The sequence below is a fragment of the Kitasatospora sp. NPDC051164 genome, assembly GCF_044455625.1.
Classification (GTDB): Bacteria; Actinomycetota; Actinomycetes; order Streptomycetales; family Streptomycetaceae; genus Kitasatospora.
Genome location: NZ_JBITFB010000039.1, coordinates 22,856 through 34,857 on the forward strand (window position 1 = coordinate 22,856; position 12,002 = coordinate 34,857).

A 12,002-nucleotide genomic window follows, 5' to 3' on the forward strand; every position below is an offset into this window, starting at 1 on the left:
ATTCAGTCCCTCCCTGTCGGTGTGTACCGGTCGGCGGCGTCCGCGCCCTCGGCCCGGTCCCGGGCCTCGCGGCGGGCCCTGGCCCGGGCGCGGACGGCGTTCTGCCGACGCTCGCCGCGCGGTTCGTCGGTGGCGGCCGGGGTCCGGCCGTCCGCGGTGCCGGTGCCGTCGGTGAGGCCGGCCGCGAACTCGGCGATGGTCGGCCGGCCGAAGACGTCGACCAGCCGGACCGGCCGGTCCAGCCGGCGGGCCAGCTCCAGCTGGAGCCGGGCGGCCAGCAGCGAGTCGCCGCCGGCTTCGAAGAAGTTGGTGTGCCGGCCCACCGGGCCGCCGCCCAGCAGCTGTTGCCAGGCGTCGGCGACGAGCTGTTCGACGCCGGCCAGCGGGGTGGCGTCGGCGGGCCGCGCGGCGGCCTCGGGGAGCGGCAGCCGGGCCCGGTCCCGCTTGTTGGTGCGGGTCCTGGGCAGCGCGGCCAGCAGCATCACGGTGTCCGGCACCACCGCGGCGGGCAGCCGTTCGGCCAGGTGCGCCCGCAGGTCGGCGCCGGTGACCCCGGGTGCGGCGACCGCGTAGCCCACCAGCCGTCGGGCCGAGCCCTCGCCGTGCGCGGCGGCGGCGGCCTCGCGCACCCCGGGGTGCAGCTCCAGCAGGGCCTCGATCTCCTCCAGCTCGATCCGGTTGCCGCGGATCTTCAGCCGGCTGCCGATCCGGCCGGTGAACGCCAGTTCGCCGTCCGGCAGTCGGCGGCCGAGGTCCCCGGTGCGGTACAGCCGGCCGCCGTCCTCCCAGGGGTCGGCGACGTAGGCCCGCTCGCTCTCCTCGGGCCGGCGGTGGTAGGAGCCGGCCAGCAGGTCGCTGCGCAGGTGGATCTCGCCGACCACCCCGACCGGGCAGAGCCGGCCGCGGTGGTCCAGGACGACGGCCTCGCGGCCCGGGATGGGCAGGCCGATCGGCACCCCGGTGGGGAACTCCTCGCCCGGCGCCAGCTCCCGGTGGGTCGCCAGCACGCACTCGGTGGGCCCGTACAGGTTGTGCAGCCGGGGCCGGTCGGGGCGGTGCGCCCAGGCGGCGGCCAGGGCCACCGGGAGCACCTCGCCGGCCATCAGCACGTGCTCCAGGTCGGGCAGCTGCGTGCAGGTGGCGTCCAGTGCCTCGGTGACCAGCTGGAAGAAGGCCGGGACGGTCTGGATCTGGGTGATCCGCTCGGCCCGCAGCCACTCGGCCACCGCCAGCGGGTCGCGGCGCAGCCCGTCCGGCGGCAGGCAGAGCACCGCCCCCGAGCAGAGCGCGGCGAACACCTCGGTGTACGCGGCGTCGTACGTGAACGGCGCCCACTGGGCGATCCGGCTGTCCGGGCGGATGTCGAAGCGCTCGCGCTGCCAGTCGGCGAACTGGGCGAGTGCCGCGTGCGGCAGGGCGATGCCCTTGGGGCTGCCGGTGGAACCGGAGGTGTAGACCAGGCAGAGCGGGTCGCCGGGGTCCGCGGGGGAGGCGGCCGGGACGGGTCCGGCCGGGTCGGCGGCCGGCGGGCACGGGTCGAGGGCCTCGACCGGGACGCCGGCGAAGCCCCCGTCCTCCGCGCGCAGCCCGGGGTGGCGGGCCAGGGCCGCCTCGGCGGCCAGCAGGCAGACCGGTTCGGCGTCGGCCAGCAGGGTCGTCAGCCGGGTGTCCGGGTCGGCCGGGTCGAGCACCGCGAAGGCGGCGCCGGTCTTGGCGACGCCGAGGATCGCGGCGGTCTGCACCGGACCGGCGGGCAGCAGCACCGAGACGAACCGGCCGGGTCCGGCGCCGTGCGCCAGCAGCCGGGTCGCGACGGCGTCGCTCCAGGCGTCCAGCTGCCGGTAGTCCACCGTCAGGCCGTAGGCGCGGATCGCGGGCGCGTCCGGGTGGGCGGCCGCCCGGGCCCGGAACAGCTCGGTCACCGACCGGGCGTGCCCGGCGCGCACCCGGCCGGCCGGGCGGGCCGGTACGGGGGAGGGCAGGGCCGGGTCGGCGAGCTCGACCGCGTCCAGCGGGGCGTCGGGCGCGGCCAGCGCGGCCCGCAGCAGGGCGTCGAGGTGCCGGGCGAACCGGGCGGCGAAGTCCGGGCCGAAGCGGTCGGCGGCGTACTCCAGGCCGCCGTCGATCCGGTCGGGGTGCTCGTCCAAGGCCAGCGTGAGGTCGTACTTGGCGGTGCCGGTGGGCAGTTGCCGCAGCACGCCGGTGGCCTCGCCCAGCCGGAGTCCGGTCGGAGGCGCGTCCTGGAACACCAGCGAGGCCTGCGCCAGGGTGGGCCGGCCCGGTTCGCGGGGCAGGCCGAGGCCGGCCACCAGCCGGTCGAAGGCGACCAGCGGACGGCCCAGGTCGGCCGCCAGCGCCCGCCCGGTGCGGGCGACCAGTTCGGCGAAGGACGGTACGCCGGACAGGTCCACCCGCACCGGCAGGGTGTTCACCAGGGAGCCGACCAGCGGCTCCAGTTCGGGCCGGTCCCGGTTGGCCACCGGCACGCCGACGACCACGTCGTCGCTGCCCGCGTAGCGGCCCAGCAGGGCCGCGTACACCGAGAGCAGCACGGTGAACGGCGTGGTGCGCAGGCGCGCCGCGCCCTCGCGCAGTGCGGCCGTCAGCTCCGGTGCCAGCGCGACCGGCAGGGTCTCGCCGGAGCCGGCCGGCCGGGTCAGGGCGGGTACGTCGGTGGGCAGGTCCAGCACCCCGGGGTGCCCGTCGAGCCGCTCCAGCCAGTAGTCCAGCTGGGCCTGGCGGTCCGTCACGGCCTGCGCGGCGGCGAGGCCGGCCGCGTGGTCGGCGAAGCCCGGCTCCAGCGCGGCCGGCGGCTCGGCCAGGCCGAGGCGCGCGGCGTAGAGCGCGGCCAGCTCGCGCACGGCCACCCCGATGGACCAGCCGTCCACGGCGAGGTGGTGCGCGGTGCACAGCAGCACCGAGCGCTCGGGGCCGGTGCGGACCAGCGTGAGCCGCAGCAGCGGCCCGGCGGCCAGGTCGAAGGGCCGGACCGCCTCGGCGCGGGCGAGCGCGGGCACCTCCCCGGGCGTCGCGTCCAGCACCGCGAGGGCCGGTACGGCGGTCGGCGCGAGCAGCAGGACCGGGCCCTCCTCCCGCAGTTCGCAGCGGGCGGCCAGCACCGGGTGGCGCGCCACCAGGTCGGCGAAGGCGCCCTGCAGGGCGTCCCGGTCCACCGGGCCGGTCAGCTCCAGCGCGGCCGGCAGGTGGTAGGCGGGCGAGTCCGGGTCGAGCCGGTGCAGCAGCCACAGCTGGCGCTGCTGGTCGGTCATCGGGACGGTGTCGGGCGCGGACCCGGCGGTGCGGGCGGCCGGGCCGGCGGTGGCCGCCCGGGTGCGGGCCAGCGCGGCCGGCGTGGGGTCGGTGTAGAACTCGGCGAGCGAGGGCGCGCCGCCGAACCGGGCCCGGACCCGGCCGAGCAGCCGGGTCGCGGCGATGGAGTTGCCGCCCGCGGCGAAGAAGTCGTCGGTGGTGCCGACCCGTTCGGCGGGCAGGCCCAGCACCTCGGCCCAGAGCGCGACGGCGGCCCGCTCGGCCTCGGTGACCGGCTCGGTCCGCCGCGCGGCGGCGAACTCGCCGACCCGGCGCAGCAGTTCGGGCCGGTCGACCTTGCCGCTGGTGTTCAGCGGCAGTGCGGGCAGCACGGCGATCGTGCCGGGCACGGCGGCCGCGGGCAGCCGCTCGCGCAGGTGACGGCGCAGCGACTCGGGCAGGGCGTCCTCCCCGGGCTGGGCGTCGTCCCCTGGCAGCGCGTCGTCCTCGGCGCGGGCGGTGACGAAGGCGACCAGCCGGGGGCCGGCCGGCTGCTGCCGGTCCACCACCACGGCCGCCTGGCGGACCGCGGGGTGGGCGCCCAGCAGGGCCTCCACCTCGCCGACCTCGATCCGGTGACCGAGGATCTTGACCTGCTGGTCGGCCCGGCCGAGCACCAGGATCCGGCCGTCCGGGAGGTGCCGGGCCAGGTCGCCGGTGCGGTAGACGGTGCCGCCGGCCGGGTCGACCGGGTCGGGCACGAAGGCGGCGGCGGTGAGCTCGGGGCGGTTGCGGTACCCGGCGCTCACGCCGGCCCCGCCGATCACCAGTTCGCCGACGGCGCCGCGCGGCACCGGGCGCAGCCGCCGGTCGAGGACGTAGCAGACCGTGTCGGCGACCGGGCGGCCGACCGTGACGGGCTCGCCGGAGCGCACCCGTCCGACGGTGGACCAGATGGTGGTCTCAGTGGGCCCGTACAGGTTCCACAGCTCCGCGCAGCGGGTCAGCAGCCGTTCGGCGAGGTCGCCGTCCAGGGCCTCGCCGCCGCACAGCGCCCGCAGTCCGGGCCGGCCCGGCCAGCCGCCGTCCAGCAGCCCGCGCCAGAGCGAGGGGGTGGCCTGCATCGCGGTGGCGCCGCTGCTCTCCAGCAGGGCGCCGAGCGCCTCGGCGTCCCGGACGCTCGCGCGCGGGGCGACCACGACCCGGCCACCGGCCAGCAGCGGGGCGAACAGCTCCAGGACCGAGATGTCGAAGGTGATCGAGGTGACGGCGAGCAGGGTGTCCTCGGGGCCGAGGCCCGGCTCGGCGGAGACCACGCTGTGCAGCAGGTTGGCCACGCAGCCGTGCGGCACCGCGACGCCCTTGGGCAGCCCGGTGGAGCCCGAGGTGTACATCAGGTACGCGAGGTCCTCGGGCGCGGGGCCGGGCGTCGGGGCGGTGGCCGGCTCCGCACCCTCGGCCAGCAGCGCGGCCGGGTCGGCGGCGGGCAGGCCCGGGAGGCCGTCGCCGACCAGCAGCCGGGCGCCGCTGTCGGTGAGCACGTGCGCGGCACGCGCGGCGGGCATGGCCTCGTCGAGGGGGACGAGGACGGCGCCGGCCCGCCAGATGCCGACGATCAGCGGCACCAGTGCGGCGGCACGGTCCACCCGCAGGGCCACCCGGTCGCCGGGCAGCACGTCGTGCCGGGTGGTCAGCCGGTGGGCGACCCGGTCGGCGGCCGCGTCGGCGCCGGCCCGGGTGTAGGCGGTGCCGGGGGACTCGACGGCCGGGGCGGCGCCGTCCCGCCGGGCGAGCCCGGCCAGCGCCTCGGGGACGGTGGCCCAGCCGCGTGCGCCGTCGGGCGCCCGGTTGAAGTCGGTCAGGACCTGGTGGCGGCGGTGCTCGGAGAGCACCGGCAGCTCGGTCAGCGGCCGGTCCGGGTCGTCCACGGCGGCTTCCAGCAGGCACAGCAGCGAGTCCGCGAAGTCGGCGGCCGTCTCGGGGGCGAGCAGCGCGGTGCGGTACTCCAGGGTGGCGTCCAGCGCGCCCGAGGGGCGTGGCCGGAGGAAGAAGGTCAGGTCGTACTTGGCGGTGCCGCTGTGCGAGGGCGCGGGGGTGGTCCGGACGCCGGGCAGCTCCAGGGTCGTGGTGGGGCCGCTGTGGAAGGAGTACATCAGCTGGAACAGCGGGGTCCGCCCGCCGGCGGCGCGGCCGAGGCGCTCCACCACCAGGTCGAACGGGGTGTCCCGGTGCCGGAGGTCGGCCTTCAGCTGCCGGCGGGTGCGGGCCAGGGCCTGCCGGAAGCCGGGCTCGCCGCCGAGGTCGCCGCGGTGGGCCACGATGTTGAGCAGCGGGCCGACCACGCCGGCCAGGGCGGACCGGTTGCGGGTCGCCACCGGCATGCCGACCACCAGGTCGTCCTGGCCGGTCCAGCGGGCGGCGGTGGCGCAGAAGGCGGTGAGCAGCACCGTGGACAGGCTGGCGAGTTCGGCCCGGCCGAAGGCGCTGAGCCGGGCCGCCAGTTCGGCGGGGACGGTGAAGTGGTGCAGCGCGCCGGCGACCGGGTCGCCGCCCCGGCCGGGGTCGGCGGGCAGGTCGGCGGTGGGCAGTTCCCCGGCGAGCCGGGACGTCCAGTGGTCGAGCCCGCCGCCGTCGCCCGCCCCGGCGCGCTGCCAGGCGGCGTAGTCGCCGAAGTCGGGGCCGCCGGCCGGGGCCTCGGCGGTGCCGGGCGCGGCGGCGTAGCGGGCGGCGAGGGACTCCAGGAAGACGCCGAAGCCCCAGGCGTCGACCACGATGTGATGGGCGGTGAACAGCAGCAGCGAGCGGTCCTCGCCCAGCCGGAACAGGTGGGTCCGCATGAGCGGGGGCCGGTCGAGGTCGAAGGGCACGGCCACGGCGCGGGCGACCAGCTCGGCGAGCCGCTGCGCGCGGTCGGGCTCGGGCACGTCGGCCAGGTCGACGGTCTCGACGGTGGGCCGGACCTGCTCGGCGAACAGCTGCCAGGGCTCGCCGGCGGCGTCGGCCACGACGGAGCAGCGCATCATCTCGTGCCGCCGGGCGGTCTCGGCGAGCGCCCGCTCCAGGGCGGCCGGGTCCACCGGGCCGCTGACGTGGAAGGCGGCGCTCTCGTTGTGCAGGGCGGTGCCGGGCAGGACCTGCTCGGCCCGCCAGATGGAGCGCTGGGCGTAGGAAAGCGGGGCGCGGCCGCGGTCGGCGCGCAGCGGCAGGGAGGTGTCTCGGCTCATCGGGGCTCACCGTCCGCGGCGGCCCCGGCGCGGCCGGCGGCGACGGCCGCGGCCAGTCCGGCGACGGTCGGGGCGCCGACGTACACCCGCAGCGGCACCTCGACGCCGAAGCGGGTGCGCAGCCCGTCCAGCAGCCGGGCGATGCCCAGCGAGTCCCCGCCGAGCAGGGCGAAGTCGTCGTGCCGGCCGACGGCGGGCACGTGCAGCAGTTCGCGCCAGAGCTCGGCGATCCCGGCCTCCAGGCCCTCCAGCGGCTGTTCGCCGGTGTGGCCGGCCCGGGCGGCGGCGGGGCTGGGCAGCGCCCGCCGGTCGGCCTTGCCGCTGAGGGTGCGCGGGATGGCGGCGAGCCGCAGGTAGAGGGCGGGCCGGGCGGCGGCGGGCAGGGTCTCGGCGGCGTAGTCGCGCAGTTCCTCGTCGGTGACGTCCGGGGCGACCAGGTAGGCGCACAGCACGGGCTCGCCGTCGGCCTCCTCGACGAGTGCGGCGCAGACGTCGGCGACGCCGGCGTGGCGGCGCAGCCCGTCCTCGATCTCGCCGAGCTCGACCCGGGCGCCGTGCACCTTGACCTGCTGGTCCCGGCGGCCGAGGACCTCCAGGGCGCCGTCGGCGCGCAGCCGGCCGAGGTCGCCGGTGCGGTAGCGGTCCGGCCCGGCGAAGCCGCCGGGGGTGTCGCCCAGGTAGCCGCGCAGCGGGAACGGGGTGCGGATCTCGATCTCGCCGATCGCCTCCGTGACGGGGCGTCCGGCGACCAGCACGCTGACCTCGACGCCGGGCATCGGCCGGCCGGCCGGGACGGTCTCGGCCTCGGCGTCCTCGGCGGTGAGCCGGCGGAAGACCTTGGTCATGGTGGTCTCGGACGGGCCGTAGAGGTTGACCAGCTCCTTGTCGGCCCCGAACAGGCCGCGCCACCAGGCGATGTCGGCGGGGCGGACCGGCTCGCCGGCCAGCAGGGCGGCGCGCAGCCGGGGCAGCGAGCCGCTGTCGAGCCCGGCGGCGCGCAGGGTGCGGAACACGGTCGGGACGCAGTGCAGCAGGTCGATCCGCTGCTCGGTCAGCCAGTGGCCGAGGGCCGCGCCGACCGGGATCGCGCCCGGCGCCGGGACGACGGCGGTGCCGCCGGCGCAGAGCGGGACGAGGGCGTCGCGCAGGAAGGCGTCGAAGCCGGGGGAGGTGAGCATGGAGACCCGGGTGCCGGGTGCGACACCGAACTCGGCGATCTCCCAGTCCAGGAAGTGGCCGACGGCCTCGAAGCTGCCCCGGATGCCCTTGGGGCGGCCGGTGGTGCCCGAGGTGAAGTACACGTACCCGGCGTCGGGGCCGTCGAGGCCGCGCCAGTGGTCGGCCGTCCACGGCAGGCCGGAGACGGACTCGGCCTCCAGCAGGGGCGGTTCGTCCGCTCCGGCGGCGGCCAGGGCGGCGCGGCCGGCGGCGTCGGCGAGCACGGTGCCCGGCCGCAGGTCCGCCAGCAGGGCGGTCCAGCGCGCGGCGGGCTGGCGGGTGTCGACCGGGGCGAACGCGCGGCCGGTGGCGGCGCAGGCGAGGACCGCGGCGACCACCGGGACGGGGTCGGCGCAGGCCACCAGGACGGGGCCGGTGCCCTCGGCGAACCGGGCCCGCAGGCCGGTGGCCAGCTCGGCCAGGTCGCGGTGGCTCCAGTCCCGGCCGGCGGTGGCGAGGGCGGGTTCGGCGGCTCGGCGCTCGACCTGGTCGGCCCAGCGGTCGAGGATGCTCGTGTGGCTCACAACTCTCCGTTCATGATCCGGCGGGCCACGACCGTCAGCGGGTCGAGGGAGGGCAGTTCCCCGCCCAGGCCGGCGTCCTCGATCGCCCTGGTGACCAGGTGCAGTTCGGTGCAGGCGGCGACGAAGGCCCGCACGCCGTAGCGGGGCAGGGTCTCGCGCAGGAAGTCGATGGTGTGGGCGGGGTCCTCGCCGCGCTTGAGGCGGTGGATCTGCTCGTGCAGCGCGTCCTGGTCCGCCGGGCGCAGCGCGACCAGCCGTTCGGCGGCGCGGGCGCCGGCCGGGCCGGAGGTGAGCAGGCCGGCCCGGGCGGTGCCGGAGGAGCAGAGCAGCAGGTGCGGTTCGGTGGCCGCCGCCAGTTCCTCGTGCACCACGTCGACCAGTGAGACGCAGCGCGCCGCGAGGTCGGCGGGCAGGTCGCCGAGCACGTGGTGGGCGGTGATGCAGGCGATCACCGTGCGCTCCGCGCCGGCCGCCTGCAGGCCGCGCAGCGAGGTCTCCACGGCGCGCCGAAGCACGTCGAGCTCGCCGCTGCCGATGGCCTCGGTGCGGTCCACCACGGCGGGGTCGGACCACAGCAGCAGCCGGGGGGTGTCCTGTTCGGGGTGGAGCCGGCAGGCCCGGTAGACGGTGCGCAGCAGTTCGGTGGAGGCCAGCGGCCCCATGCCGCCCAGCACCCCGATCAGCGGGTGGTCCGGGCGGGCGCCGGGGGCGGCGGACGGTGCGGCGGCGGTGAGGGTCATCCCAGGCACGGCAGGTCGAACTCCTCGACGAAGAGGGCGAAGGTCGCGACGAGCATCAGGTAGTCGGTGTCCAGGTGGGCGTGCACCTGGTGGCCGTCGGTGCGCTGGCGCGCGGTCAGGGCGGCGACGGTGTCAGGGTCGAAGTAGCCCTGGCGGCGGACGGTCGCGGGGGAGATCAGCTCCTCGAACCAGTCGGCGCCGGTGCTGAGCAGGTGGCTGCTGGTCTGGCCGCGGAAGCCGTACTTCTGCCGGCCGAGCACCTCGACGGGAACGAGCCCCTCGGCGGCCCGGCGCAGGACGGCCTTCTCCCGGCCGTGGGCGAGCATCAGCTCCGGCGGCACCGTGGTGGCGTGGTCGACCACGGCGTTCGCGAGGAAGGGGAAGCGCAGTTCGACGCCGTTGGCCAGGGCCATCCGGTCGCCGTGGTCGCCGAGCAGGTGGTCGGCGAGCCGCAGCCGGTAGTCGAGGTAGGAGCGCTGGTGCAGCGGGTGGCGCCCGGCCAGCCGGTCGGGGTCGGCCAGGCGCTGGCTGGTGACGGAGAACTCGTCCAGCGCGTGGGCCAGGTCCTCGGCGTACAGTTCGCGGCGGAACTCCTGGGCGGGCAGCTGGTCCTGTTCGTAGGCGAGGTCGACGCCCCACATCCGGTGCCGGAACTCCCGCTCCAGGGAGGCGTCCAGGCCGGTGAGCCGGCTGCCGCCGAGGCCGGTGGCGTCGAAGCGGTAGCCGGGGTAGCCGCCGAACAGCTCGTCGGCGCCCTCGCCGCTGAGCGCGCCGACCGTCCCGGCGGCGCGCACGGCCTCGGACAGCGCGAGCGAGCAGACGTTGTACGACTCGCGGACGGGGGCCTCGGCGTGCCGCACCATGGCGGCGATCCGCTCGGCGACCTCGTGCTCGCCGACCGGCACCTCGTGGTGGTCGGTGCCGAGCTTGCCGGCGACCAGCCGCTGGTGCGGGCCCTCGTCGAAGTCCCGGCCGGGGAAGGTGACCGAGAAGCTGGGCCAGGCGTGGCCGGGCCGGGCCCGGGACATCAGGGCGCCGATCAGGCTGGAGTCGAGGCCGCCGCTGAGGTACATGCCGATCGGCACGTCGGCCAGCAGCCGGCTGCGCACCGCGGTGTCGAGCAGTGCGACGGTGCTGTCGGCGTACCGGTCCAGCTCCCGGTCGAGGTCCGCGGGGCCGACCGGGGCGAGGTCGGTGGCGAGCGGGAAGTCGAGGTCCCAGTACTGCTCGGTGCGCACCCCGGCGTGGTCGGCGATCAGCCGCTCCCCGGGGCGCAGCGCGCTGATGCCCTCGAACATGGTGCGCGGGCTGACCAGCCCGGGCAGGGTCAGCACCTGGTCGAGGCCGCGCAGGTCGACCCGGGCGCGGACGGCGGGGTGGCGCAGGATCGCCTTGACCTCGGAGGCGAAGATCAGCAGGCCGTCGGTGACGGTGTAGAAGAGCGGGACGATCCCGGCGCGGTCCCGGGCGAGCAGCAGCCGCCGCTGGGCGGCGTCGTGCAGGGCGAAGCCGAACTGGCCGTCCAGGTGGGCGGTCAGCTCCTTGCCGTACTCCCGGTAGAGGTGGACCAGCACCTCGGTGTCGTTCTCGGTGCGGAAGCGGTGGCCGCGGCGGCCCAGCGCGGTGCGCAGCTCGCGGTGGTTGTAGATCTCGCCGTTGCAGACCGAGACGAGCGTGCCGTCCTCGGTGCGGTGCGGCTGGTTGCCGTGGGCGAGGTCGTTCAGGGCCAGCCGGCGGAAGCCGAGGCCGATGCCGTCCGCGAGGTGGTGGCCGTCGTCGTCGGGCCCGCGGTGCACCAGACCGGCCGTCATCGCGGCGACCGCCTCGGCGTCGACCGGGCGACCGCCGCCCAGGACGAATACGCCGGTTATTCCGCACATTGCGTCCGCCCTCTCCGGTGGATGTTCACGCGTGCCGTTGGAAATACTTCGGAAATATCCGCAAGAAGCCCGGACGAATAGCACCGTAACAGAGTCGGATGGCTCGGGAAAGAGTGGGATTTCCTCAAGGAATTGGCCGTTTTCGGGCACGGCAAAGCCCCGCCACTGCCCGGTCGAGAATATCCGGGAAATGGCGAATGATGGGCTGGACCCAGCTGAAAATCAGCGCATAAAGTCTTCCCGGGAGCCTGGTCGACAGGCTTCTCTCAGTGACCGGGAACGAAAGCGAATAATTGATGACCGGATGGCCCGCCGTATTGCCCGACGAGGTGACCCGATGGACGCCGTGGCACCGTGACGCCGAACCGGACGGGGGGTCCGGGCCCGTACGCGTCTACTGCCTGCCGCACGCCGGCGGCTCCGCCAGCGCCTACCTGCCCTGGGCCCGGGACACCGGCCAACCGGACCTGACGATCGTTCCGGTGGAGATCCCCGGCCGGGGCACCCGGCTCGCCGAGCCGCCGATGACCGCCATGGACGAGGTCGTCGACGGCCTGCTCGCCGTCCTCGCGAGCCGCCCGGCCGACGAGCCGTTCATCCTCCTCGGCCACAGCATGGGCTCGCGGATCGGCTACGAGACGACCCGCCGGCTCGCCGCCGAGGAGCGGCCGCTGCCGCTGTCCCTGGTGGTCTCCGGCGGCCGGGCGCCCGGCACGCCGGACGTGGCCCGGCTGCACGACCTCACCGACGACGACCTCCTGGAGCGCCTCGTCGACCTCGGCGGCACCCCCGCCGAGGTCCTGGAGTTCGAGGACCTGATGCGGATGGTCCTGCCGGTGCTGCGGGCGGACGTCACGCTGCTGGCCGAGTACAACGAGCGGATCCGGCCGACCGTGCTGCCCTGCCCGGTGCTGGCGCTCGGCGGCTCGGACGACCTGATGGCCGGCCCGGAGTGGATCACCGGCTGGCGCTGCACCACGGCGGCGCGCTTCCGCCACCGCATCCTGCCGGGCGACCACTTCTTCCTGCACCGGCAGCGGGGCGAGGTGCTCGCCGAACTCGCGGCCGAGGCCCGGGCGGGCCTGGAGGCCCCGAGCGCCTGACCCCGGCTGTCCGGCCCCGTGGTGCGGGGCCGGACAGCGGGCGACGGTCCGTCCGCAGCGCGCC

The 12,002-nt window shown here is 76.7% G+C and carries 5 protein-coding genes; 1 reads left to right on the forward strand and 4 read right to left on the reverse strand.

Features of this window, described 5'->3' with window-relative positions:
• Positions 1 to 2 precede the first annotated feature (2 nt).
• The 4 genes from ACIBEC_RS39745 to asnB are packed head-to-tail and all read right to left on the reverse strand — an operon-like array spanning position 3 to position 10,835.
• A complete protein-coding gene (locus ACIBEC_RS39745) occupies positions 3 to 6,473 on the reverse strand; it encodes an amino acid adenylation domain-containing protein (protein WP_360504448.1) in 6,471 nt (2,156 codons plus the stop codon).
• Positions 6,470 to 8,215: a non-ribosomal peptide synthetase gene (locus ACIBEC_RS39750; RefSeq protein WP_360504446.1), complete on the reverse strand. Its 1,746-nt coding sequence runs from the start codon at positions 8,213 to 8,215 to the stop codon at positions 6,470 to 6,472. Before ACIBEC_RS39750 ends, ACIBEC_RS39745 begins: the two co-directional genes overlap by 4 nt.
• Complete coding sequence (locus tag ACIBEC_RS39755) at positions 8,212 to 8,955, reverse strand: aspartate/glutamate racemase family protein (protein ID WP_360504460.1); 744 nt, start codon at positions 8,953 to 8,955, stop codon at positions 8,212 to 8,214. Before ACIBEC_RS39755 ends, ACIBEC_RS39750 begins: the two co-directional genes overlap by 4 nt.
• On the reverse strand, positions 8,952 to 10,835 hold the full coding sequence (gene asnB, locus ACIBEC_RS39760) for an asparagine synthase (glutamine-hydrolyzing) (protein WP_360504444.1): 1,884 nt from the start codon (positions 10,833 to 10,835) through the stop codon (positions 8,952 to 8,954). The genes ACIBEC_RS39755 and asnB overlap by 4 nt, the downstream gene beginning before the upstream one ends.
• Positions 10,836 to 11,131: 296 nt before the next feature.
• Here asnB and ACIBEC_RS39765 point away from each other — a divergent pair, with 296 nt between their 5' ends.
• Positions 11,132 to 11,938, forward strand: coding sequence for an alpha/beta fold hydrolase (locus ACIBEC_RS39765; protein WP_360504442.1), 807 nt, complete (start codon positions 11,132 to 11,134; stop codon positions 11,936 to 11,938).
• Positions 11,939 to 12,002: the final 64 nt, after the last annotated feature.

Excerpts from the sequence above, each read along its gene's own strand:
- ACIBEC_RS39745 (WP_360504448.1), bottom strand. The coding sequence starts at position 6,473 with ATGAGCCGAGACACCTCCCTGCCGCTGCGCGCCGACCGCGGCCGCGCC.
- ACIBEC_RS39755 (WP_360504460.1), bottom strand. The coding sequence starts at position 8,955 with ATGACCCTCACCGCCGCCGCACCGTCCGCCGCCCCCGGCGCCCGCCCG.
- ACIBEC_RS39765 (WP_360504442.1), top strand. The coding sequence starts at position 11,132 with ATGACCGGATGGCCCGCCGTATTGCCCGACGAGGTGACCCGATGGACG.
- asnB (WP_360504444.1), bottom strand. The coding sequence starts at position 10,835 with ATGTGCGGAATAACCGGCGTATTCGTCCTGGGCGGCGGTCGCCCGGTC.